General features: G+C 66.2%; 19 protein-coding genes. 13 read left to right on the top strand and 6 right to left on the bottom strand.

Annotation, left to right across the window (positions count from 1 at the left end; all coding sequences use genetic code 11):
- Positions 1-26: 26 nt before the first annotated feature.
- Complete coding sequence (locus tag ABZV44_RS28435; protein ID WP_354842545.1) at positions 27-1031, top strand: ABC transporter ATP-binding protein; 1005 nt, start codon at positions 27-29, stop codon at positions 1029-1031.
- Between the two features lie 174 nt (positions 1032-1205).
- On the opposite strand, the gene ABZV44_RS28430 is transcribed toward ABZV44_RS28435, so the two are convergent.
- Together ABZV44_RS28430 and ABZV44_RS28425 are read right to left on the bottom strand one after the other, a co-directional pair.
- Positions 1206-2444 (bottom strand): acyl-CoA dehydrogenase family protein, encoded by a 1239-nt coding sequence (locus ABZV44_RS28430; RefSeq protein WP_354842542.1) that lies wholly within the window; start codon positions 2442-2444, stop codon positions 1206-1208.
- Positions 2445-2490: 46 nt separating this feature from the next.
- Positions 2491-2904 (bottom strand): SCP2 sterol-binding domain-containing protein, encoded by a 414-nt coding sequence (locus ABZV44_RS28425; RefSeq protein ID WP_354842539.1) that lies wholly within the window; start codon positions 2902-2904, stop codon positions 2491-2493.
- A 314-nt stretch (positions 2905-3218) separates the two neighbouring features.
- On the opposite strand from ABZV44_RS28425, the gene ABZV44_RS28420 reads away from it, so the two are divergent.
- The 7 genes from ABZV44_RS28420 to ABZV44_RS28390 all read left to right on the top strand — a co-directional run bounded on the left by ABZV44_RS28420 (position 3219) and on the right by ABZV44_RS28390 (position 12258).
- Entirely contained in the window at positions 3219-3671 is a 453-nt protein-coding gene (locus tag ABZV44_RS28420; RefSeq protein WP_354842536.1) for a ketosteroid isomerase-related protein, read from the top strand.
- A 31-nt stretch (positions 3672-3702) separates the two neighbouring features.
- Positions 3703-4206, top strand: coding sequence for a ketosteroid isomerase-related protein (locus ABZV44_RS28415; protein WP_354842533.1), 504 nt, complete (start codon positions 3703-3705; stop codon positions 4204-4206).
- Positions 4207-4208: 2 nt separating this feature from the next.
- Positions 4209-5774, top strand: coding sequence for a long-chain fatty acid--CoA ligase (locus ABZV44_RS28410; protein WP_354842530.1), 1566 nt, complete (start codon positions 4209-4211; stop codon positions 5772-5774).
- A gap of 46 nt (positions 5775-5820) precedes the next feature.
- Positions 5821-7326: an aldehyde dehydrogenase family protein gene (locus ABZV44_RS28405; RefSeq protein WP_354842528.1), complete on the top strand. Its 1506-nt coding sequence runs from the start codon at positions 5821-5823 to the stop codon at positions 7324-7326.
- A 44-nt stretch (positions 7327-7370) separates the two neighbouring features.
- Complete coding sequence (locus ABZV44_RS28400) at positions 7371-7985, top strand: hypothetical protein (RefSeq protein ID WP_354842525.1); 615 nt, start codon at positions 7371-7373, stop codon at positions 7983-7985.
- A 63-nt stretch (positions 7986-8048) separates the two neighbouring features.
- Entirely contained in the window at positions 8049-8603 is a 555-nt protein-coding gene (locus tag ABZV44_RS28395; RefSeq protein ID WP_354842522.1) for a flavin reductase family protein, read from the top strand.
- Between the two features lie 271 nt (positions 8604-8874).
- The gene (locus ABZV44_RS28390; RefSeq protein ID WP_354842520.1) at positions 8875-12258 is read left to right on the top strand and encodes a protein kinase; all 3384 of its coding nucleotides are present in this window, start codon (positions 8875-8877) and stop codon (positions 12256-12258) included.
- Here the strand turns inward: ABZV44_RS28390 and ABZV44_RS28385 are convergent.
- Positions 12255-14420 carry a 3-hydroxyacyl-CoA dehydrogenase NAD-binding domain-containing protein gene (locus ABZV44_RS28385; protein ID WP_354842517.1) on the bottom strand — a complete coding sequence of 722 codons (2166 nt, stop codon included), beginning with the start codon at positions 14418-14420 and terminating at the stop codon, positions 12255-12257. The genes ABZV44_RS28390 and ABZV44_RS28385 overlap by 4 nt on opposite strands.
- A gap of 19 nt (positions 14421-14439) precedes the next feature.
- Complete coding sequence (locus ABZV44_RS28380) at positions 14440-15648, bottom strand: acetyl-CoA C-acetyltransferase (RefSeq protein ID WP_354842514.1); 1209 nt, start codon at positions 15646-15648, stop codon at positions 14440-14442.
- Positions 15649-15998: 350 nt separating this feature from the next.
- Between ABZV44_RS28380 and ABZV44_RS28375 the strand changes: the two genes are divergently transcribed.
- Complete coding sequence (locus ABZV44_RS28375) at positions 15999-16808, top strand: hypothetical protein (protein ID WP_354842512.1); 810 nt, start codon at positions 15999-16001, stop codon at positions 16806-16808.
- Here ABZV44_RS28375 and ABZV44_RS28370 read toward each other — a convergent pair.
- Positions 16759-17817 (bottom strand): LLM class F420-dependent oxidoreductase, encoded by a 1059-nt coding sequence (locus tag ABZV44_RS28370; RefSeq protein WP_354842510.1) that lies wholly within the window; start codon positions 17815-17817, stop codon positions 16759-16761. The genes ABZV44_RS28375 and ABZV44_RS28370 overlap by 50 nt on opposite strands.
- A 71-nt stretch (positions 17818-17888) precedes the next feature.
- Here ABZV44_RS28370 and ABZV44_RS28365 point away from each other — a divergent pair, with 71 nt between their 5' ends.
- The 3 genes from ABZV44_RS28365 (at position 17889) to ABZV44_RS28355 (ending at position 21116) form a co-directional block, all read left to right on the top strand.
- Entirely contained in the window at positions 17889-18518 is a 630-nt protein-coding gene (locus tag ABZV44_RS28365; RefSeq protein WP_354842507.1) for a TetR/AcrR family transcriptional regulator, read from the top strand.
- A gap of 127 nt (positions 18519-18645) precedes the next feature.
- Entirely contained in the window at positions 18646-20175 is a 1530-nt protein-coding gene (locus ABZV44_RS28360) for an acyl-CoA synthetase (RefSeq protein ID WP_354842504.1), read from the top strand.
- A gap of 14 nt (positions 20176-20189) precedes the next feature.
- Positions 20190-21116, top strand: coding sequence for an alpha/beta hydrolase (locus tag ABZV44_RS28355; RefSeq protein ID WP_354842502.1), 927 nt, complete (start codon positions 20190-20192; stop codon positions 21114-21116).
- 27 nt (positions 21117-21143) lie between these two features.
- On the opposite strand, the gene ABZV44_RS28350 is transcribed toward ABZV44_RS28355, so the two are convergent.
- Positions 21144-21782, bottom strand: coding sequence for a TetR/AcrR family transcriptional regulator (locus ABZV44_RS28350; protein ID WP_354842499.1), 639 nt, complete (start codon positions 21780-21782; stop codon positions 21144-21146).
- 278 nt (positions 21783-22060) lie between these two features.
- Between ABZV44_RS28350 and ABZV44_RS28345 the strand changes: the two genes are divergently transcribed.
- On the top strand, positions 22061-23179 hold the full coding sequence (locus tag ABZV44_RS28345) for an AMP-binding protein (protein ID WP_354842496.1): 1119 nt from the start codon (positions 22061-22063) through the stop codon (positions 23177-23179).
- Positions 23180-23343: the final 164 nt, after the last annotated feature.

Here is a 23343-nt window from a genome sequence, read left to right as displayed (position 1 = left end):
GACAGCGCCGTAGAAGGAGGATTCACGTGAGTGGTGTCGAAGTCGAAGTTGAGGGTCTGACGAAATCGTTCGGTTCCCAGACGATTTGGCGGGATGTGTCGCTGACCCTGCCGGCCGGCGAAGTCAGCGTGCTGCTGGGGCCTTCCGGCACCGGCAAGTCGGTATTCCTGAAGTCGCTGATCGGGCTGCTGCGGCCCGAATACGGTTCCATCGTCGTGGACGGGACGAACATCCTGGACTGCACGGAGAAGGAACTCTACGAAATCCGCAAGTTGTTCGGCGTGCTGTTCCAGGACGGCGCGCTGTTCGGCTCGATGACCCTGTTCGACAATGTGGCCTTCCCGCTTCGTGAGCATACGAAGAAGAGCGAGACCGAGATCAGGAAGATCGTCCTGGAGAAGCTGGAGCTGACCGGCCTGCTCGGCGCGGAGGGCAAACTGCCGGGCGAGATCTCCGGGGGTATGCGCAAGCGCGCCGGCCTGGCCCGCGCGCTGGTGCTGGATCCGCAGATCATTCTGGTCGACGAGCCGGACTCCGGGCTGGACCCGGTCCGCACCACCTATATCAGCCAGCTGTTCCTCGACATCAACGCTCAGATCGACGCGACCTTCCTGATCGTCACCCACAACATCAACCTGGCCCGTACCGTCCCCGACAATATCGGGATGCTGTTCCGCCGCGAGCTGGTGATGTTCGGACCGCGGGAGGTCCTGCTCACCAGCGACGAACCCGTGGTGAAGCAGTTTCTCAACGGTCGCATGATCGGCCCGATCGGGATGAGCGAGGAAAAGGACGAGGCGCAGATCGCCCACGAGCAGGCCCTGGTCGACGCCGGTCACCATGTCGGCGGCGTCGAGGACATCGAGGGCATCGTCGCGCAGATGCGGCTGACCCCCGGCATGCCGTTCCGGCAGGCCGCCGCCCGCCGCCAGGACCGGGTCCGGAGCATCCTGCACACGCTCCCGCTCCAAGCCCAGATCGCCATCGAAGACGTCCTCGATCCCGCGGTGGCCGCCGAACTGCGCGCCTGATACCCCAGCCCTGCAAGGAGATTCGATGACCATCGATCTGGTCGACCCCATCCAGCACCTCGTCAGCGCCATCGCCTGGCTGCTCATCCGTGGCCATCTGCCCCCGGCGTAGCCGGTTGCACAACGAGGAAACCCCCGGCCGGTAGGCCGGGGGTTTGTTCTCGTTCGACCGGGTCAGTCGGCGAGTTCCTCCGGCTGCAGCAGGTACTCGCCGATGTAGGTGCGGGACTGATCGGCGTTGAGGGGCTGGAACATCGAGGCCGCGGAGTCGCGGTAGAGGCGCTCGAAGATCGCGCCCTTCTTGAAGGACGAGCCGCCGACCATGTTCATCGCGTTCTTGGTCATGTGCATGACGTTTTCGGCGATGAACGTCTTGGCCAGCCCGATGTAGGGGAAACGCAGCTCGAGCGGCCACTCGTCGTCGAGGCCGTCCATGACCTCCTGGCAGGTGCGGTACAGCACCCGGCGGCTGAGCTCGACGCGCGAGGCCATGTCGCCGATGCCGTCGATGATGTGGCCGACTCCGGAGACCTTGGTCTCGGCGGCCACGATCGCGCCGAAGGTGGCGCCGAGGGTCTTCTTCGACAGCACGGCCCGCGACTCCTCCAGCACGCGGTACTGCATGCCGAGGTAGATGCTGGCGAACATCAGCGAGGCCCATTCGAGCACGCCGAAGGCGCCGGTCCGCCACTCGCAGATGAATCCGTCGGCGGGGACGTAGTAGCCCTCGAAATGGATGGTCTGGGTCCCGGTGGCGTGCATTCCCAGCGCGTCCCAGGTCTTTTCGATCCGGACGCCGTCACCCTGACCGTTCTCGTCGAGCTTGAACTCGCCGATGAAGAAGCTCTCGGCGTTGACCCGTTCCTGGAAGTCCTCGGGCAGGTTGCCGTCGGCGTCGGTGATGGTCGCGTTGGTGGTCACGATGTCAGCGGCCTCGCACAGCGTGCCCCAGACCTTCTTGCCGTAGAGCCGCCAGCCGCCCTCGGGCTGCGGAACCGCCTTCATATCGGCCAGGCCGCTGAATCCGGCGCGCTGCTCGGAGAAGGGACCGAACATGAGGTCGCCCTGGGCAACCCGCCCCAGCCAGTACTTGTTCTGCTCCTCGCTCATCAGGTTTCCGGCGATGCCGACCATGATGTAGTGCATGTTGTAGGCCAGCGTGATGGCCGAATCGCCCTTGGACAGTTCGCTGATCACCTTCGAGGCGTGCAGCAGGCCGCCGCCGGCGCCACCGAATTCCTTCGGCACGGGGAGCGCGCCGAGGCCGGATTCCTTGAACACCTGGATCGACGGGTAGGCGAAGGTGTTCTCCTGGTCGTACTTCGGGCCGATCTCCCGGAAGAACTCCGAGACCTTCTGGGCCTTCTCGAAATACGGCTGGAATTCTTCGTCGGTCATGTCAGCGTTCAGCATGTGTGCTCCTAATGCCTTGGGAAATGTATTGGGGTGGAGGGGATTTCTAGCGGATCAGCAGATCCTCGCGGCCGCTGCCTACCAGCAGCGTCTTGTAGACGTCGAACAGCCCGGCCGTGAGCGGCAGCAGCTTCAGGGCCACCGAGCGCTTGCCTTCGAGCTTCACCTTCCGCTGTGCCATGGCCAGCGTGAAGTTGAGCTTGCCCTGCCAGAAACGGTTGCTGTTGTCCGACGACATGCGCAGCTGCACGGTGGAATTCATATCTCGGGCGGCGTCGCCGGTAGTGACTTTCTGTCCGGGGAAGTCGATCACCATGACGGCGTCGGGATCGGTCTGGATCAGTTTGATCACCAAACCGGTGCCGGCGGTCGCTTCGATGAACGCCGGCTCCCTGGTGGCGGCTTCGAAAATTCCGCCGATATAGGTGTAGACCTCGTCGGCGCTCTTGAATGTGCTCATGGATAGACCCTTTGCCTTCCGGTGCGTGTGCAGCCCAGTCTGGCAACGGGCGCGGTGCGGCCACACCTCTCGGAAGAGGGATTTGAGCCCAACGAAGGGGGAGAAAAGCGTCGTCGGCGTGCGGGCGGACCCCGCGGCGACGAGCTGCTGCGGCCGAACGGAGGAGGCCTGGTAGTGACGTGTTCCCCGCCCACCCGCCTACCCCCGGCATCCCCCCTTAGAGCAGTGGTTTTCCTCCGAGAGGAAGTCGATTACCTACGTCACACCGCCATACCTTGAATGCGTTCCTGACGAACCGAGGAAAGCGAACTTCCATGAGTCATACTTTTGCGGTCAAGTGGCTGAAAGCCTTCCGTGAGAGCCCCGAGGCCGTTGTCGCGCTCTACGCCGACGACTTCGTTTTCGAGGACCCGATTCTCGGTCAGAAGATCACCGACAAGGACGAGCTGCTGCGCGTCTTCGCGCCGTACGCGAACAAAGACACCGAAAACGGCATCGGCATCAACAATTTCCGCATCGACGAGGTCGTGGGTGACGAGAAAGCGGCCATCTACCGGTGGACCTGGGAAGCGCCGACGGCGACGGCCTTCGTGGGCGTGCCCGCGAACGGCAAGGTGCCCGGTTCCCGCGGCATCACCTTCCACGTCTACAACGACGAGGGCCTGATCGTGAAGGAGGCCAGTCTCTGGGACGTGGCCACCGCGGTCGCCGAGCTCGGCCTGCCGATCGCGCCGCACTCGGTCGCCAAGTCGGTTACCAACGCCTGAAACGCGCACTGTCCGAAGGGAATACAAAATCATGAGCACACACGACGAGCACGCCCAGCGCTGGACCAAGGCGCTGACCACCGACACCGACGCGGCTGTGGAGCTGTACGCCGACGATCTGGTGTACGACGACCACGCCGACCGCGACCACGTGCTGTCCACCGCCATCACCAAGGCCGAGCTGGCTCCCCGGCTGGCGCCGTTCGCGAACGGCGACCGGGGCAACGGCGTCGGCATCCACCGCTTCGATGTCTTCGAATGCTTCGGCCTGGCCGGCACCGCCGGCAACCCGGCCGTGGTGATCCGATGGCAGTGGACCGGCGAGGGACTCGACACCTATCGTGGCGTCCCGACGGCCGGCAAGACGCTGACCACCCAGGGCATCACCTGGCACCAGCTCGACGCTGACGGCAAGATCGCGCGTGAGACCACCTACTGGAACGACACCCCGGTATTGCAGGAGCTCGGGCTGCCGATCATTACCCCCGAGTACTGGGTCGAAGGCTTCGACCCGTCGACCCTGGCCGGTTCCTGACGATGTGGGGTACGTTGCCGGACGTCCTGGACAGGGCGTGCACCTATTACTCCTCCTCGGTGGCGATCATCGACGGCGAGCGGTCGATCACGTACCGGGAGCTGCAAGCGTGGCGTAACCGCGTGGCCAACGGCCTGGTCGGAATGGGCCTGCAGAAAGGCGAACGGGTCGGGCTGCTGTTGCCGAACTGCCTGGAGTTCATCCCGACTCAGCACGGGATCTGGGCGGCCGGCGGCGTCCTCGTTCAGCTGCCCACCCGGTCCGCGGCCGACGGGTTCCGGTCGAACCTGGCGCAGACCGACGCCACCACACTGATCTACCATGCACAGTTCGACGACCAGATCGCCGCGATCCGGGATCGGTTGCCGAAGCTGCAGAACCTGATCCGGCTCGGGGGCGACGCGGAGGCGAATCAGAATGCGGCCCAGAGCTACTCGGAGGCCTTCGATACCCAGCCGGACACCCGCCCCGAGGTCGGCCTGTTCGAGGACGACGAGGCGTACGCACTGTTCACCTCGGGCAGCACCGGCGAGCCCAAGGGCGTGGTCAACTCCCACTACACCTGGGCGCAATACAGCATTTCGGCCGGGCTGGAGATCGGCGACATCCGCTTCGGCGAGGTGTTCGCACACGGCGCGCCGCTGACGCACTTCTCGCAGATCTTCGTGATGCCGACCTTCGTCCGCGGCGGCACCAACGTCATGCTGCCCGGACTGGACGTCGACGGCCTGCTCACCAGCATCGAGCGTTACGGGGTGACCGCCACCGCGGTCGTGCCGACGATCATCTACCTGCTGCTGGACCATCCGGAACGCGACGAGCACGACCTGTCGTCGCTGGGAACCATGATCTACGCCGGGTCGCCGATCGCGCCGGAACGGCTGCGGGAGGCGCTGGACGTATTCGGCCCGATCTTCATCCAGACCTACGCCGGAACCGAGCAGGGCTACATCTCATGCCTGCGCAAGAACGAGCATCGCGTCGATTCGGCGGAGTGGATCAATCGCCTGGCCTCGGCAGGACGCCCGATGTTCCCCGTGCGTGTCAGCATCCAGGACGACGAAGACCGGCCGCTGCCGGTCGGCGAGGTCGGCGAGATCTGCTCGCGCCAGCTCGGCCAGATGCTGAGCTACCTCGATCCCTCTCGCAACCATGAGGCGCTTCGTGAGGGCTGGGTGCACACCGGCGACATCGGCCGGCTGGACTCCGACGGTTTCCTCTACATTCTCGATCGCAAGAAGGACATGGTCGTCAGCGGCGGCTTCAATGTCTTCCCGCGCCAGGTGGAGGACGTGCTCGCGACCCATCCCGCGGTCGCGCAGGCGGTGGTGATCGGTGTGCCGCACAAGAAGTGGGGCGAAGCCGTCCACGCGGTCGTGGTCGCGAAACCGGGCACGCAGGTCAGCGAGCCAGAACTGATCGACTACGTGAAGGCCGCGCTCGGCAGCGTTCCCGCCCCCAAGACGATCGAATTCGTGGACCGCGTACCGGTGAATCCGGCGGGCAAGGTCGACAAGAAGGCGATTCGCGCGCCGTATTGGCAAGGGCGAGAACGGCAGATCGGATGAGGCGGCGTCCCGCCTCGAGCATGGTTCACAGCACAAGGAGCAACCGATGAGTACACCCCACTACTCGCTGTTCATCGACGGCAAATGGTCCGACACCGACGATCGATACGAAATCCGCAGTCCCGCAACCGAAGAACTGGTGGCGACGGTCGCCAAGGGCGGCATCGCCGAGGTCGACCAGGCCGTGGCCGCCGCCAAGGCCGCGCACGAGAACGGGGCCTGGCGGCGCACTGCGCCGGCCGAGCGGGCTGCGCTGCTCAATGAGGTCGCGGCCCGGCTCGCCGGTCGGATCGACGAGCTCGCGGTGCTGCAGACCCGGGAGAACGGCGCCACCATCCGGATCACCGGGGCCCTGCATGTCGGGCTCTCGGTGGCGCAGATGCAGTACCTGGCCTCGCTCGCGGAGAACTACGAGTGGGAGAGCAAGGGGCCCGAGATCGGCCCGATCCCCGCGCTCGGCATCGTGCGCCGCGAGCCGATCGGAGTGGTCGCGGCCATCGTGCCGTGGAACATCCCGATGCTGACCACGGTGTGGAAGATCGCGCCGGCCCTGGTGGCCGGAAACACCGTGGTGCTCAAGCCCGATGAGCACGCGCCGCTGCTCGCGCTGGAGCTGGCCAAGGAGTTCGAGGCCGCTGGTCTTCCGGCCGGTGTGCTCAATGTCGTCACCGGAGACGGTGATCCGGTCGGCGCCTACCTCGCCGGTCATCCCGATGTCCGCAAGGTCGCCTTCACCGGGTCGACCGCGGTCGGCAAGAGCATCCTGCGGCAGTCGGCCCAGACGATCCGGCGAGTGACACTCGAGCTCGGCGGCAAGGGCGCCAACGTCCTGCTAGACGACGCCGACCTCGATATCGCCATCGATGGCGCGCTGTTCGCCTGCATGGCCAACAACGGCCAGGCCTGCGAGGCGGGTACCCGGCTGCTGGTTCCGGCGAGCACCTACGACGAGGTCGTGCGGCGACTGGTCGAGCGGGCCTCGACCCTGAAGCTCGGCGACCCGCTCGATCCCACGACCCACATCGGGCCGATCGCGTCGAAGGTGCAGCGCGACCGCATCCTCGACTACTTCCGGATCGCCGCCGAGGAGGGCGCCACGGCAGTCCTGGGTGGCCGCGCACCGTCGGGCGAGGAGTTCGACAAGGGCTACTGGGTGGAGCCCACGATCTTCACCGGTGTCACCAACGACATGCGGATCGCGCGCGAGGAGGTCTTCGGACCGGTCCTGACCGTCCTCACCTACGACTCGGTGGACGAGGCGATCAAGATCGCCAACGACACCAATTACGGCCTCTCGGCGGGGGTTTGGGGTGGCGAGGAGCGCGCGCTGGAGGTCGCCCGGCAGTTGGACGCGGGCATGGTGTGGGTCAATGACTGGCACGTCATTCACCCCGCGTATCCGTTCGGTGGCTACAAGGAGAGCGGCCTGGGGCGCGAGGGTGGCCCGGACGCGCTCGACGAGTACACCGAGCAGAAGTTCATCTCGCTCGATCGATCGGGCGGAATCGAGAAAAAGGCCTTCGCGATCGTCATCGATCCGGTGGCCGGGTAGCGCCCGCACCCGTCGCGGGATCGCCAGGCAGGAAAGGAAACATCATGTCCCGGTGGCTGCTGGGGGAACGACTCCCGTTGCACGTCACGATCGACCTGGTCGGCGCGGGGCACCACCCCGCCGCCGCACCGGAGGGACGCGGCGACGGCCTCGGACTCTGGATCGATGTGACCGAGACAGCCTGCCCGGTCGATCCCGCGACGGTGGAGCGCGTGCAGACCATGGATCTGCTCGCGACCAAACGGCGCACCGCCCGCAAGAAAGAGTGTGCGGAGCAGGACGGACTCGATCCGGCCGACGCGGTCGTGCTCGTCGATCTCGAGGTGATGATCGCCTCCAACGTCCAGGATGCGCATCGGGCGATGGATCGTCTCGACGAGCTCGTCGACACGCCTCCGCGCCCGAAATCGTTGCGGTACATCGGAACACCCACCGGCCTCGCCGGGCTGATCTCCGACATATACGCCGCCAAGATCGCCGACGGTGTCGTACTACTGCCGTTGATCAATTCGGATGTGCTCGGGTACATCGCCTCCGGGACCCTGCCCTGTTTGGAGTCGAGCGGCGTGCGCTTGTCACAGGAGCGAATCGCGATGCTTCATGAATTGGCAAGCCGATCCAGCGCAGACCCACACGTGCTGATGTCCGAGCAGGTATGACCCGCAGCGGAATCGCCTGACCTGGGCATGTTCACGACGAAATTCGATCTTCAGGAGAAAACGATGTCGAGCTCGCTCGAGAAGTCCGCCGACCTGTCGGCTCGGTCCGACGCCTTCGGTGATGTCGGCCCGGCCGAGTATCGCGCCGCGATGCGCCGGCACGCGGCCGGAGTCACGATCGTCACCCTCGAATCGGCTTCCGGGCCCGTGGGTTTCACCGCGACCTCGTTCGCCTCGTTGTCGCTCGACCCGCCGCTGGTGTCGTTCAACATCACCTGCACGTCGTCGAGCATCGGTGCGCTGGAGGCCGCTGAGTCGTTGGTCGTCCATCTGCTCGGCACGCACCAGCTGGCGCTCGCGCAGCGGTTCTCGCGCACTGCCGATCAGCGTTTCGCCGACCGATCCCTGTGGACGGCGCTCGAGACCGGAGAGCCGGTGTTGCACGGCACGCCGACCTGGATCCACACCCGGGTCGAGCAGCTGATTCCCGCCGGCGACTCGGTCCTGGTGCTGTGCCGGGTGGTGCGCGTGTACAGCGAGAAGGGCGCCGAGCCGGCCCGCGCGCCGCTGCTGTATCACGAAGGCGCCTACGCCGCGGCGATCCCGCTGGCCGAGTAGCCGTTCGGACCGTGTCATGGCCATACCGGGCCAGGCTTCGGGAGTCGTCACGAACGACCGATCCGGTATCGGGGAGCGCGGTATGCTGACCGTACGCTGGCGACCGAACGGCATGCGTGGGTCGGGCGCTCGGGCCGTTGCGGACCTGCGCGGCGTGGATGGGTGTCCGGAGATGAGTTCGTCGATGGAGGGTCGAGGCCCGTCGCAGCCAGGCGCTCCGACGGAAAGCATTGCGTCGGAATTGAAGTCGGCCGGGTTCGAGAATGTGGCCGTGATCGGTCGCGGCGGTTTCGGGGTGGTGTACCGGTGCGAGCAGCCCGAGCTGGATCGCACCGTAGCCGTCAAGGTGCTGACCACAGACGTCGACCGGGAAAACCTCGCACGTTTCCTGCGGGAACAGCGCGCCATGGGCAAACTGTCCGGGCATCCGAACATCGTCGCCATCCTCTTCAGCGGTGAGCTGGCGGCGCGGCACCCCTACCTGGTGATGCCCTACCACCCGCGAAAGTCGTTACAGGACATCATCGAACGTGATGGCCCGCTGCCCTGGCAGGACGCCGTGCGAGTAGGGGTGAAGGTGGCCGGCGCGCTGGAGGCCGCCCACCGGTGTGGCGTGCTGCATCGGGATGTGAAACCGGGGAATATCCTGATGAGCGACTACGGCGAACCCGAGCTCACCGACTTCGGTATCGCACATGTCGCCGGTGGGTTCGTGACTACATCGGGACTGGTCACCGGATCGCCCGCCTTCACCGCGCCCGAGGTACTCACCGGCGGCGAACCCTCGCGCGCCTCTGATGTCTACGGGCTCGGGGCCACACTGTTCGCGCTGGTCACCGGCCATGCCGCGTTCGAGCGCCGCGAGGGCGAGCGGGTTGTCTCCCAGTTTCTGAGAATCACCTCCGAACCGATTCCGGATCTGCACACATACGAGTTACCCGACGACCTGTGCCACGCGATCGAGCGCGCGATGGCGGGCGATCCGGCCGATCGGTATGCGTCGGCTGCCGCCTTCGGCGATGAGCTGGCCGAGATTCAGAGCGGCCATGGGTTGCCGGTTGATCGGATGGTGCTGCCGATCGGCGCGGAAACCTTGGACTCGGAACGGAAATCACCGGTCACCACGCAGGGGCTGCCCTCGACGGCTCCGCGCTCGGTGGTACGGGGCCGGACGCCGACTCCGATGCCACCGCCGACCGCCGCGACGCGATTCCGCCCGCCCATCCCGGCGCATCCGCTGGTTGTGCGAGAGCGACTGCTCGAGCTGCTGCGCGACCATGGGCAACGCCGGCGTCTGGTGCTCATCCACGGCCCGGCCGGATTCGGGAAGAGCACGGTCGCGGCCCAATGGCGCGACATCCTGGCCGACCGCGGGGCGCATGTCGCCTGGCTGGGCATCGATCGCGACGATAACAATCTGGTGTGGTTCCTCGCGCACCTGATCGAGGCTCTGCGCCCCGCGCTGCCCGCACTGGCGGAGCGGCTGCGGGAGTTGCTCGAAGTGCACGGCGAGGCCGCCGAACCGTATATCTGCAGTACACTCGTCGACGAAATCCACTCCGGCGGCGAGCATGTCGCGCTGATCATCGACGACTGGCACCGGGTCACCGACGCCGCCGGCATCGCAGCCCTGGGTCGCCTGCTCGAGCATGGCTGCCACCACCTGCAGGTGATCGTCACCAGCCGCAGCCGCACGGGCCTGCCGCTCAGCACCATGCGCGTCCACGACGAAGTGGTCGAGATCGACCCAAAGGACTTGCGCTTCACAGTTTCCGAGGCCCGATCGTATTTCACGGGTGTGGGCGGCCCGGCGCTGACGGACAGCGATATCGCCAGCCTGACGGCCTCGACGGACGGCTGGGTGGCGGCACTTCAGCTTGCCTCCTTGTCGCTCCGGGGCGGAGACGATCCGAGCGAGTTGATCGGGCATCTGAGCGGCCGCCACCACGCCATCGCCGAGTTTCTCGCCGAGAACGTGCTGGACGGACTTGATCCGCGGACGCTCGAATTCGTCTTGCGCACGTCGATCACCGAGCGCCTGAGCCCCGGGCTGGCGTCGGAACTGTCCGGAATGCCCGACGGCACAGCGCTATTGGAAGAGGTCGAGGCGCGCGACCTGTTCCTGAGCCGGGCCGACGCCGAAGGAGAGTGGTTCCGCTACCACCAGCTCTTCGCCGATTTCCTGCGGCGGCGGCTCGAACGCGACCATCCGGACTGGATTCCCGAGCTGCACCGCCGTGCCTCGCGGTGGTTCGCCGACCACCACCTGCTGAGTCCGGCGGTGGACCATGCGCTCGCGGGGGACGACCAGGCCCGGGCCGTTGAGCTGGTGGAAGCCGACGGTGCCCAACTACTCGAGCAGTCGCAGATGTCGACCTTGCTCGCCTTGATCGCGAAACTTCCGGCAGCTGCGGTGAATTCGAGCCTGCCATTGCAGCTCGACACGGTGTGGGCGAATCTCCTGTTGCAGCGTCGCACCGCCGCGGGCGCGGCGCTGCAACAGGTGCGTGCGCTGCTCGAGCGTGACGACGTCGACCGGACCGCGGCGATCGAGATCGAGGCCGCCGTGGTGGATGCGGCGGTGCGGGTGTCGGCCGACCGCCTCGACGGTGTCGAGGAACTGCTGTCGAGAGCCCTGGCTCGGCCACAGGAGCTGCATCCGTGGGTGGTCACCACCGCCGCGGATATGGCGACGTTCGTCGCGATCTATCGGTTCGACTTCGCGGCGGCACACCGCTGGCAGCAGTGGGCGGCAGACTACCACCGGCGGATGCGAGGGCCGTTCAGCGTCATGTACGGGCACTGCTTCGACGGCATCGCCGCCAGCGAGGAACTCGACATCGCCGGGGCCGAAGCGGCCTTCCGCGCTGCCCTCGAGGTCGCCGCGGGTAGCGGTGGCGGCCGGTCTCATGCCGCGCGGATCGCGAGCGCGTTACTGGGTGATCTACTGTTCGATCTGGGGGACATGGCCGCTGCGGAGCGACTGCTCGACGAGAGCTACGAACTCGGTGGTGAGGGCGGAATCGTCGATTTCATGCTGGCCACCTACGGTACGGGCGCCCGCGTCAAGGCGCTGCGCGGGGACTTCGACATGGCTCGGCAACGCTTGCGCGACGGCCGGCGCCTCGCAACCGCTTTGGATCTGCCCCGTTTGGCCGCCCGCCTCAACAACGAAGGCCTCCGGTTCGGCATTACCGCTGCGGCAGAAGGGGATTCGAACGTTCCCTCGCCAGCCGTCGCGACGGATGGCGTAGACGGTGAAATCGGTGATGGAGGCATCGCCATGGTCACGGCGGAGCTGGTGGAGGACTCGGCCATTCGGGAGCTGCTCGCCCGGCGATCGGCGGCGGCGACCACCGAGGCGTGCTCGAAAGCCCGGGCAAGGCGGGACCGAATCGCCGGGCAGCACCGCCCCCGGGCGTTGCTGCAGGCCAGCCTGCTCCTGGTGACCTGTCTCGCCGAAGCCGGTGAGACGGCCGAGGCCACGCGCATCCTGCTGCCCGTAGCGCGGCAGTGCGCCGACCTGTCGTTGGTCGGGTTGCTGCGGTTCAGCGGGCCGGCCGTCCTCGCGGTCCTGCGTGGCCTCGAACACGAGGACGCCTCCGGCAACGGGTCGACGCTGCCGGAGGCATTCCTCGCCGCGGTACTGGCTTAACAGTACCGCTCGCCCTGGGTGGCTTTGGCCACCAGGGAATCCGGGGGAGTGAAGCGGGAGCCGTACCGCTCCGCCAATTCACGTGCCCGCGCCACGAAGCCTCGCAGTCCGCCCTCGTAGCCGTTGATGTACTGAATGACACCGCCGGTCCAGGAGGGGAAGCCGATGCCGTACAGCGAACCGATATTCGCGTCGGCGACGGAGGTCAGGACGCCTTCGTCGAAGCACCGAACGGTCTCCAGCGCCTCGGCGAAGAGCATGCGCTCGCGCAGATCCTCGAACGGGATCTCACGGGTGCCGGATCCGAACGCATCGCGCAATCCGGTCCACAGACCCACCCGCTTGCCGGATTCGTCGTAGTCGTAGAAGCCGGCGGCCGTCGATCGGCCCCTACGGCCGAATTCTTCGATCATGGCGTCGATCACGGCTTCGGACCGGTGCGGGCGCCAGCTGCCGCCCGCCGCCTCGATCGCGGCTTTCTTCTCCTCGCGGATCTTGCGGGGGAGGGTCAGGGTCAGCTCGTCCATCAGCTGCAGCGGCGGGGCGGGATAGCCGGCCTGGGCACCAGCCTGTTCGATCACCGCCGGATCGATGCCCTCACCGACGGCGGCGACGGCCTCGTCGAGGAAAGTCATGATCACCCGGCTGGTGAAGAAGCCGCGGCTGTCGCCGACGACGATCGGTACCTTGCCGATCTGCTGGGTGAAGTCGAAGACCTTCGCCAGGGTCTCGCGGGAGGTGTTCTTCCCGGTGATGATTTCGACCAGCGGCATCTTGTCGACGGGTGAGAAGAAGTGGATGCCGATGAAGTCCTGCTGCCGGTGCACGCCCTCGGCGAGCGTGCTGATCGGCAGCGTCGAGGTGTTGGAACCCAGGACGGCGTCCGGTTCGACGATGTCCTGAATCTCCTGGAACACCTGCTGTTTGATCGCGACGTCCTCGAATACCGCCTCGACGACGAAGTCCACGCCCGCCAGATCGTCGCGCGACGCCGTGGGGGTGATACGGGCCAGCAGCCGCGCGGACTCGGCCTCTGTCGTCGCCTCGCGCGCGAGCGCTTTCGCCTCCAGCGCTTCGGCATATCCCTTGCCGCGTCCCGCGGTGGCCAGGGTGAGGTCCTTCAGCACCACCTCCAGCCCGGCCCGCGCGCAGACATAGGCGAGCGCGGCACCCATCATTCCGGCCCCGAGGATGCCGACCTTCTTCGCCGCGTATTTGGGCACCCCGTCGGGCCGGCTGGCGCCACCCTGCACCGTCTGCAGGTCGAAGAACGACGACTGGATCATGTTCTTCGCGATCTGCCCGGTGACCAGCGGAATGAAGTATCGCGTCTCGATCAGCGCGGCGGAGTCGAAGTCCACCTGCGCGCCCTCGACCGCCGCCGCGAGGATCGCCCGCGGCGCGGGCAGGGGAGCGCCCTTCGACCGGCTGTGCAGCGCAGCGGTGAGCAATGGAAGCCGTTGCGCCAGTTCGGGATCGGAGGGCGTGCCGCCGGGAATGATGTAGCCCTTGACATCCCACGGCTGCACGGCGTCCGGGTTGGCTTCGATCCACTCCTTGGCGGCCGGTACGAGATCGGCCGTGCTGGGGACGATCTGATGAACAAGGCCGAGTTCGAGAGCCTGCTGCGGCTTGAATCGGCTGCCGCTCAGCAGGACCTTGTCCAGCGCACGCTGCACTCCGAGTAGACGCACGGTGCGGGTGACGCCGCCGACGGCGGGCAGCAGACCCAGACCCACCTCGGGGAGCCCGACGACCACGCCCCGCGCGCACGCGATGCGGTGATGCGTGGCCAGCGCCAGTTCCAGCCCGCCGCCGAGCGCCGCGCCGTTGATCGCAGCGGCGACCGGCCGCCCCAGCGTTTCGAGCCGCCGCAGCTGCCGCTTGAGCCCGTTGCAATAGTCGGTCCAGTGCTGGGCGTCGTCGGGTGTGGTGGCGATCAGGTCATCGAGGTTGCCACCGGCGAAGAACGTCTTCTTCGCGGAGGTGATGACGACGCCCCGGATCGTCTCGAGCTCGCTCGACAGGCGATCCACCGTCGCGGTGAGCGACGCGAGGAACTCGCTGTTCATCGTGTTGGCCGATGCCGAGGGATCGTCGAGGGTGAGCACGACGATGCCGTCGTCCTCCTGCTGCCAGCGAATGGTTGTTGTCTGCGTCATTGCCGAATTCCGTTCGCGCTCAGAGTCGTTCGATGATGGTTGCGATGCCGATGCCGCCGCCGACGCACAAGGTCACCAGCGCCCGCCGGTCGCCGCGGCGTTCGAGTTCGTCGATGACCGTGCCGACGAGCATGGCGCCGGTGGCCCCCAGCGGGTGGCCCATCGCGATAGCGCCGCCATTGACGTTCAATTTCTCGTCGGGGATGTGCAGGTCCTTCTGGAACTTCAGCACCACCGACGCGAATGCCTCGTTGAGTTCGAACAGGTCGATGTCGTCGAGGGTCAGCCCGGCCAGCGCGAGTACCTTCTCGGTGGCCGGGCGCGGCCCGGTCAGCATGATGGTCGGGTCGGCGCCCGACACTGCCGTCGCCACGATGCGGGCGCGCGGGGTGAGGCCGAATCGCTTGCCCGCCTCCTCGCTTCCGACCAGGACGAGTGCCGCGCCGTCGACGATGCCGGAACTGTTGCCGCCGTGGTGCACGTGGTCGATCCGCTCGATGGACGGATACTTCTGCATGGCGACAGCATCGAATCCGGCCGCGCCCAGTCCGGCGAACGACGGCTTCAACCCGGCAAGCGAGTCCACGGTGGTGCCGGGGCGGCGGTGCTCATCGTGATCGAGCACGGTGATGCCGTTGAAGTCCTTGACCGGAACCACCGACTTCGAGAAATATCCGCCGGTCCAGGCGGATTCGGCACGCTGCTGGGATCGCACGGCGTAGGCGTCGACGTCCTCGCGGGTGAAACCCTCGATGGTCGCGATCAGATCCGCGCCGATGCCCTGCGGAACGAAATGCAGGTCGTAGCCGGTGGCCGGGTCGTTGAACAGCGGACCGCCGTCGGAGCCGATCGGGGCGCGCGACATCGATTCCACGCCGCCGGCGATCACCAGCGATTCGAAGCCCGACCGGACTTTCTGCGCGGCCAGGTTGGTGGCCTCCAAGCCCGAGGCGCAATACCGGTTGATCTGTACGCCCGCAACGGTATTCGGCAGTCCGGCGGCGAGGGCGGCAGCCTTGGCGATATTGCCGCCCTGGTCGCCGACCGGGGTCACGACGCCGAGCACGACATCGTCGATGGCCGCGGGGTCGAGATCGGGGAAGCGCACTCGCAATTCGCCGATCAGTCCCGTGACCAGATCGATCGGTTTGACGCTGTGCAGCGCACCGTTCTTTCCCTTGCCTCGCGGGGTGCGAATCGCCTCGTACACGATTGCCTGATTCGGCATCGGGTTCTCCTTGTCGCAGCCTGTGGCCGGATCCGTGGAGATGTGCCGGCTGCGGTGGTGGCCCGGCGGGAACGACGAATCGCGTGCTCCGGGCAGTTGATAGGGGTCCACGCGGATGCAGTGGTGAGCCGAAGCTAGCGCAACGGCAGGGTGGCAGTCAATGCTGACTGCTGGTCGCCCGTGCGATGCGGCAGCGAATGCCCCTCCCGGGGGATCGGTCTCCCCCCGAGGGATATCGCGGCGCTGTGACCTGCGGCATAGGTTCGAGTGCGCGCCGGTCCCGCGATCGGGACCGAGGCGCGAACATCCCTATGGCCGAGCACTTTCGATGTGTTCGTGAGGAGAATCCGATGCCGATGCAACCGATGGACCACCCGCTGAATCTCACGATGCAAGCCGTGCTGACCTATGGCAGTTGGGGTCTGACCCTCGTGCTGATCGGGGTCGCCGTCGCGATGGGATTACGGGAGCGGACGCCGTTCTATGTGCTGATGGTCCTGGCTGCGATGGTCGCGGCCTTCGCCGAGCCGCTCTACGACGCCGGGCTGGTCCTGTATTTCTACTCCACCCACGGAATGTTCACGCATTTCACGGCCTTCGGTGTGCCACAGCCGATCTGGACCCACAGCGGATATGCCGTCCTCTACGCGAGTGCGGCGATCTTCATCGCACGGGCGATTCACCGGGGCACACTCACCGACCGCGGTCTGTACGCCTTCGCGGGTCTCGAGCTCTTGATGTCCGCGGCGTTCGAGATGGTCGGGATCAACGGTGGCACCTACGAATACTGGGGTCCGCACGTCTTCCGGATACTCAAGTACCCCCTCGTCATCGGGGTGCTGGAGGCGGCGCAGGTGATCTGTTTCGCGGTGGCGGCGGCGCTGTTGCGCAAGTACGCGACGCGGCCCTGGCACCTGCTCGGTCTGTTCGTGCTCTTCCCGTGCACGTTTTTCATGGCGAATTTCGGTGCCGGCGCGCCGACGATCATCGCACTGCACCTGGATCACCCCTCCTCGTCGGTGGTGGCGGTCGCCTCGGTGCTCAGCATTCTCGCCGCGGCCTCGCTGATTCGGGCCGCCGCGGCGATGCTGCCCTTGGCCTCGGGCCCGGTCAGTCCGACTCCGGCGGAGCCGGAGCCGGTGCGTGCAGATCATCGATGATGGTGCGCCGCACCGACTCGTCCAGTGGGTAGGGCGTGTACAGGGTGAAGCGGTCGACGATATCTCCGAATCGGCGCTCGAGTTCGGGCCCGATGGTCGCGGGCTCGCCCACGACCGCGAAGGCATTCAGGATGGTGTCGTCGATCAGGCCCGTCATCGCGGACCAGTCGCCCGCTTTGGACAGGCGGTGGAGTTCGGTGTGCAGCTCGCCCCAGCCGTGGAGCTCCAGCACGGCCCGGTAGGCGGGAGTCGCCCCGTAGAACGCCAATTGCGACTTGACCGCGGCGACCGCTTCCCGCAACGACTCCTCGGTCGCACCGGTGGCGAGTAGTCCCGGATAACTGAGGGTGAACTCCCGGCGGGAGCGGCCCGAGCCGGCCAGTCCCGATTCGACGATCGGAAGGGTCGCTTCCCGCAGATAGCGTTCGGTCGTGAAACCGTGCAGCACTAGGCCGTCCGCGGTTTCGGCGGCGACCTGCGTCATCTTCGGCCCGACCGCGGCGAGCAGGATCGGCGGGCTGCCCCAAGGATTGGGCTCGGGCCGGAACATCGGCGTCATCAATGTGTGCTGGTAGAAGTCGCCACGGAAATCCAGGCGCTCGTCGAACTGCCAGCTGCTCCAGATCGCGCGCAGCGCCGCGATGAACTCGCGCATGCGAGCGGCCGGGGCCGACCACGGCATGCTGAACCGGCGCACGATGTGGGCCTCGATCTGCGAGCCTAGTCCGAGGATGAAGCGACCGGAACTGAAGGCGTGCAGATCATTCGCCACCGTGGCCAGGGTCATCGGATTGCGAGCGAAGGCCACCGCGACGGCGGTGCCGACCTGCAGGCGGGGTGAGCGCTGTGCGGCGGCGAGCAGCGGCAGGAACGGGTCGCGTGCGACCTCCGTCGACCAGACGCCGTCGTAACCGATGCGGTCGGCGAAATCCACCTGATCGTCGATGACCTTCAGATCGCCGCCGCCCGTCCCATCGATCGAGCCGCCGATGTTTCCGTCGACCAGCATGCGCCCTCTTCCTCACTCGAAATACTGCAGTCAGTTCTGACTGTACATCCTGAAGGTCGTAGGATCTGCGCATGACAGCCACGGGCGCCGAGGGTTATCTCGAACTGCAGGAGAAGCGTAGTCGGGCCAGTCGGCAGCAGATCCTGGACGCGGCCGTGCAATGCCTCATCGAGCAGGGTTACGCAGGAGCGTCCACGCTCCGGATACAGGAGCTGGCGGGCATTTCCCGCGGCCGGCTGCTGCACCACTTTCCCTCTCGCGACGAACTGCTCGTCGGCGCGGTGCAGCACCTGGCCTCCACTCGGGTGGCAGAGCTGCGCGAGGGGGTTGGGGCCATGATCACCGCGGCCGCCGATGACCCGGCGCGAATAGACGAAGCGGTCGGCCAGATGTGGAGCAACTTCCACCAGCCATTCTTCTGGGCGTCGATCGAGTTGTGGGTCGCCGCGCGGCACAACGACGCGCTGCGGGATGCGCTGCGTCCCGCCGAACATCAACTGCAGCGGGCGATTTACGAAACCGTCGCGGTCATGTTCGGGCCGGTGTGGGCGGCGCGACCACGCTACTGGCAGGTGACCGACATCCTGCTGTCCAGCATGCGCGGTGTAGCGCTGGCCTACGGATTCGATCCGCGCAACCCCGAGCGTGATCCCCATCTCGCGCAGTGGTGTGGCATGGCACGCATCCTGCTGGCCGACTGAACCGGGGCGGGGTGATGATCGACCCGGGACCGACCTACAGTCAGCATTGACTCCAGATGTGATCTGAGGCACGCTCTACCCACGGTGTGGTGATGCGGCACACGCCGGAGGCGCATCAGGAGGTCCCATGTATCCGGGCGTGTACGCCGAGCGAACACCCGATCGGCCCGCGGTGATCATGTCCGACACCGGCGAAACGCTGACCTTCGCCGATCTGGAGGAACGCTCGGCCAGGCTGGCCCGGCTGCTGTACGAGCGCGGGCTGCGCCGGGGCGACAATTTCGCCCTCCTCGCCGAGAACGGGCCGCGGTACTACGAGGCGTACTGGGCGGCGCAACGGAGCGGCCTGTACATCACCGCGATCAACCACAACCTCAGTCCGTCCGAGGTCGCCTACATTGTGAACGATTGTGGTGCAAGGGTTTTGATCGCATCCGTGAACAAGTCGGCGACCGCGACCGCGATAGCCGACCTCACCCCCGCCGTCGAAGGGCGGCTGGCATTCGACGGCGCGGTACCCGGGCACTCCGACCTCGAGACGGAATTGGCTGCGACCGACGCGATCCCGGTTCCCGACGATCGGGTGGGCGGCGACATGCTGTACTCGTCCGGTACGACCGGCTTACCCAAGGCCATCAAGCAACCACTGCCGGAACGCCGCCTAGGGGAGCCGGGCGACCCCTATGTGGCGGTGTTCGGAAAGATGTACGGGTTCGACGAGCAGACCGTTTATCTGTGTCCCGCACCGCTCTACCACGCCGCGCCGTTCCGGTTCGGCGGCTGGGTACAGGCCCTGGGCGGCACGGTCGTCGTGATGCCACGCTTCGACCCGACCGCGGCGTTGCGCGCCATCGAGCGGTTTCACGTCACGCACAGTCAATGGGTGCCGACCATGTTCGTGCGCATGCTCAAGCTGCCCGAGAACGTGCGCCGGCGCTTCGATCTGTCGAGCCAGCGGGTCGCCGTTCACGCCGCCGCGCCCTGTCCGATCGAGGTCAAACAGGCGATGATCGACTGGTGGGGGCCGATCCTGCACGAGTACTACGCCAGCACCGAGGGCATGGGCATCACCCTGATCGATTCCGCGCAGTGGCTGGCGAAGCCCGGATCGGTGGGCAAGGCGGGGATGGGCATCCTGCATATTTGCGATGACGCCGGCAAGGAGGTCCCGGTGGGGGAGATCGGCACCATCTACTTCGAACGCGAGACCCTGCCGTTCAGCTATCACAAGGACCCGGAGAAGACGAAGTCCGCGCAGCATCCCCGGCATTCGAACTGGACGACCAGTGGTGATATCGGGCGGGTCGACGACGACGGGTATCTCTTTCTCACCGACCGCAAGGCGTTCATGATCATCTCCGGCGGGGTGAACATCTATCCGCAAGAGATCGAGAACGTTCTCACCTTGCACCCCAAAGTCTTCGATATCGCCGTGATCGGTGTTCCCGACCCGGAATTCGGCGAACAGGTGAAGGCCGTCGTGCAGCCTGCGCCGCAGATACATCCGGGGCCGGAATTGGAGGCGGAACTGATCGAGTTCGTGCGGGAGCGGATCGCGCATTTCAAGGTGCCGCGCAGCATCGATTTCGTGGCCGAGTTGCCGCGCACGCCCACCGGCAAGCTGCTGAAGGCCAAGCTGCGCGAGCAATACATCTAGTCATAGGACCGTGAATGACACAGCATCAGTACACTTTCCGCGCCAGTGACGGCATCGATCTGACCGGGTATCGGTGGGATCCGACGGGGCCGCCGCTCGCGGCGGCCGTGCTCGTACACGGCATGGGCGAGCATGCGCTGCGGTATGGCGAGTTGGCGGCCACCCTGGCCCGCCTCGGATATGTGGTTCACGGCTACGACCACCGCGGGCACGGTGCATCGTCGGATCCCGATGCGCGCGGCGTGTTGGGCCCCGGCGGCTGGCAAGCGCTGGTGGCGGATATCGGCGTGATGACAGATCAGGTGCGAGCCGAAACGCCTGGCGTTCCAATCGTTCTGATCGCGCACAGCATGGGTTCGTTCGCGACCCAGCAGTTCCTGCTCGATAACAGTGGACGTATCGATGCGGTCGTCCTGACCGGAACCGGAGCGCTCGACCTGCTCGAACCGGCGCTCGACCTCGAGCAAGACCTCGATTTGGCGCTGTTCAACGCCTCCTTCGCCCCTGCGCGGACCGACTTCGATTGGCTCTCGCGCGACAATGCCGCCGTCGACGCCTATCTCGCGGACCCGCTGTGCGGCTTCGGAATCGATCGAGAATCGACCAAAGCGATGTTCGAGGCGGCCCGCCGATTGAACGATCCGGCCCAGGTGGGGAGGATTCGCTTCGACCTGCCGATCTACATCGCGGTCGGATCCCAGGATCCGGTGAACGCGAATCTGGCCCTGGTCGAAATTCTCGCGCAGCGGCTGCAGGAGGCCGGTGTCGAGGACGTGACGGTGCGGGTCTACCCGGGGGCACGGCACGAGCTGTTCAACGAGATCAACCGGGCCGAGGTCAGGGGCGATCTCGTGGACTGGCTGGTCCACGGGCTCATCCGCCGCGACACCGAGGTGTCGCACGGGGCACGCCCGCCGTTGCCGCAGGATGCTGGGCGGTAACACCGTCTCTCGGCGTCGGGTGAGCGGTTACACGCCGAGTACCGCTCGCGCCGCCTCGGCGAGAAGTTGCCGCAGGCGATCCTCGGGAAGTCCGGTGTTGTGGAACAGCGTCGACTGGATCGCACTGATCGCGGCATGAACCACGGCCCGCGCATCCGCGTCCGAGAGATCGTCGCGCAATTCGTCCAGCAGATGGACCCACTCCTCGAGGTACATCCGCTGTTTGCGGCGCAGCCGACGGCTGTCCTCCTCGGGCAGATTGTTGATCTCGTTGTGATAGACCTGCGCCAATTCCCGATCGGCCACCACGAACTCGACCTGGCCGTCGACCAGCCGATTCAGTGCCAGTCGCAAATCCATGACCGACTCCACGATCTGGTGCTCGTCGCTGAGCAGGTTGTCGATCGCTCGGTCGAACAGGGCGACCAGCACGGCGGACTTGCTGTCGAAGTGGCGGTAGATTCCCGATCCGGTGATACCGGCCGCGCGGCCGATATCGGCCATCGAGACGGCGTGGAATCCCTTGCGGGCGACCAGGTCTGCGGCGGCGGTGAGGATCCGATCCTTGCGTGCCGGGTCGCGGACGCGAGTCGGCGACCCGATGGCGCGGACAGCTTGCTCGCTGATGGTCCCACCTCCTGAGTGATAGTGACTTGAGAGTAGCATCCTGCCTCAATCGGCGGACTTCTTCGGCTGACGGTGATGAGGTTGCCGAGGTGGGCCTGGTGCTGGATTCGACGGGTCCACACCTCTGTCCCTGTTAGTGAATCATGATTAACATTGGTGAGCACTGTTAGGGCTACCGCTGGAGTTGACGCCGATGTCCACTGCCGACCTGCACGCCAATCTGATCCACCGCGTCAATATCAGTGACAGCCTGACCCGCACCGCCGATAGGCGGCCACACGGGCTCGCGGTGGTCGACGGCGACGCCGGTGGAGCCAATGGATCGCGAGTGGTCGAGCTTCACCGATTTGACTGCGTGCGGGAGCGCCGCGGAGCCCGAGCGCATCGTCGATGACCGGGCCCCTCTCACCTACCTCTACACCAGCGGCACCACATCGTTTCCCAAGGGCGTGGAGGGAAATCACCTCGCGCTCTACCTGGAATCGATGAGCATGGCCTTGGAAGCCGGATTCCGCGCCGACGACCAGTTCATCGCCATGCTGCCGATGTTCCACACCGCCCAGCTCAATTGCCACTGCACCACGGCCGTCATGGTCGGTGCGACGATCCACATCCGCCGCGGATTCGACGCGGGTGAAGTGCTGGAACAGATCGAGCGGGAAGGCATCACCCAGATTTTCGCACTGCCGATGATGTATCGCGCGATGCTCGAACACCCGGAGTCGGCCCAGCGGGACCTCAGCACACTGCGCGGGGCGTGCTACGCGATGGCGCCCATGCCCGACGCCCAGCTGCGGCGGTGTCTGGAGGCATTCGGCTGTGACTTCTATCTGCTGTTCGGTCAGACCGAGATGAGTCCCACCGCAACCATGTTCCGTCCGGAACATCAACTCTCGCACGCGGGGGCGGTCGGCACTCCGGTCGTCAATATCCAGGTCGCCATCATGGACTCCGACGGCAACCGGCTGCCATCGGGAACCGAAGGCGAGATCATCTACCGCGGCCCGCACACCATGACCGAATACCTCGACAATACCGAGGCAACGGAAGCGGCCTTCGCCCATGGCTGGTTCCACTCGGGAGACATCGGCCGCATCGACGCGGACGGGATCCTGTGGTTTACCGACCGCCACAAGGATGTGATCAAGACCGGCGGCGAGAACGTGGCGTCGATCGAGGTGGAGAAGGCCGTCTACGCTGCCGATTCGAATATCGCCGAGGTCGTGGTGGTCGGTCTCCCGCATGCGCGCTGGAGCGAGGCCATCACCGCCGTGGTGCTGGCCAGGCCCGGCGCCGAGATCGACGGATTGCGGCGATGCGCGGCCTGGTCGGCAGGGACCGCGATCGTGGCCCTGATCCCTCTCCGCCGCAGCCAGTCCCGGTTCGCGCGACTGGAATACGCCTTATCGGCCAGCACCCGCTCCGGCCGAACCTGAGCCCGACCGCCCGATACTTTGCCAACCCCGATCGCACCCAACATCCCCGTGAACTGCGGACTGTCACCGCACTGACCGTCCGTGATCGCCCATCGCCAACACCCGGCAGCCCTGCTCACACGCCAGATGCAGTCTCGTGGTCCAACCGCCCCGCGACCGCCCCA

It is taken from the genome of Nocardia sp. NPDC004860, assembly GCF_040609015.1.
In the GTDB taxonomy this organism is placed as follows: Bacteria; Actinomycetota; Actinomycetes; order Mycobacteriales; family Mycobacteriaceae; genus Nocardia.
This window is presented reverse-complemented; position numbering and strand designations above follow the sequence as displayed.

Excerpts from the sequence above, each read along its gene's own strand:
- ABZV44_RS28430 (WP_354842542.1), bottom strand. The coding sequence starts at position 2,444 with ATGCTGAACGCTGACATGACCGACGAAGAATTCCAGCCGTATTTCGAG.
- ABZV44_RS28425 (WP_354842539.1), bottom strand. The coding sequence starts at position 2,904 with ATGAGCACATTCAAGAGCGCCGACGAGGTCTACACCTATATCGGCGGA.
- ABZV44_RS28420 (WP_354842536.1), top strand. The coding sequence starts at position 3,219 with ATGAGTCATACTTTTGCGGTCAAGTGGCTGAAAGCCTTCCGTGAGAGC.
- ABZV44_RS28415 (WP_354842533.1), top strand. The coding sequence starts at position 3,703 with ATGAGCACACACGACGAGCACGCCCAGCGCTGGACCAAGGCGCTGACC.
- ABZV44_RS28410 (WP_354842530.1), top strand. The coding sequence starts at position 4,209 with ATGTGGGGTACGTTGCCGGACGTCCTGGACAGGGCGTGCACCTATTAC.
- ABZV44_RS28405 (WP_354842528.1), top strand. The coding sequence starts at position 5,821 with ATGAGTACACCCCACTACTCGCTGTTCATCGACGGCAAATGGTCCGAC.
- ABZV44_RS28400 (WP_354842525.1), top strand. The coding sequence starts at position 7,371 with ATGTCCCGGTGGCTGCTGGGGGAACGACTCCCGTTGCACGTCACGATC.
- ABZV44_RS28395 (WP_354842522.1), top strand. The coding sequence starts at position 8,049 with ATGTCGAGCTCGCTCGAGAAGTCCGCCGACCTGTCGGCTCGGTCCGAC.
- ABZV44_RS28385 (WP_354842517.1), bottom strand. The coding sequence starts at position 14,420 with ATGACGCAGACAACAACCATTCGCTGGCAGCAGGAGGACGACGGCATC.
- ABZV44_RS28380 (WP_354842514.1), bottom strand. The coding sequence starts at position 15,648 with ATGCCGAATCAGGCAATCGTGTACGAGGCGATTCGCACCCCGCGAGGC.
- ABZV44_RS28375 (WP_354842512.1), top strand. The coding sequence starts at position 15,999 with ATGCCGATGCAACCGATGGACCACCCGCTGAATCTCACGATGCAAGCC.
- ABZV44_RS28370 (WP_354842510.1), bottom strand. The coding sequence starts at position 17,817 with ATGCTGGTCGACGGAAACATCGGCGGCTCGATCGATGGGACGGGCGGC.
- ABZV44_RS28365 (WP_354842507.1), top strand. The coding sequence starts at position 17,889 with ATGACAGCCACGGGCGCCGAGGGTTATCTCGAACTGCAGGAGAAGCGT.
- ABZV44_RS28360 (WP_354842504.1), top strand. The coding sequence starts at position 18,646 with ATGTATCCGGGCGTGTACGCCGAGCGAACACCCGATCGGCCCGCGGTG.
- ABZV44_RS28355 (WP_354842502.1), top strand. The coding sequence starts at position 20,190 with ATGACACAGCATCAGTACACTTTCCGCGCCAGTGACGGCATCGATCTG.
- ABZV44_RS28350 (WP_354842499.1), bottom strand. The coding sequence starts at position 21,782 with ATGCTACTCTCAAGTCACTATCACTCAGGAGGTGGGACCATCAGCGAG.
- ABZV44_RS28345 (WP_354842496.1), top strand. The coding sequence starts at position 22,061 with ATGGATCGCGAGTGGTCGAGCTTCACCGATTTGACTGCGTGCGGGAGC.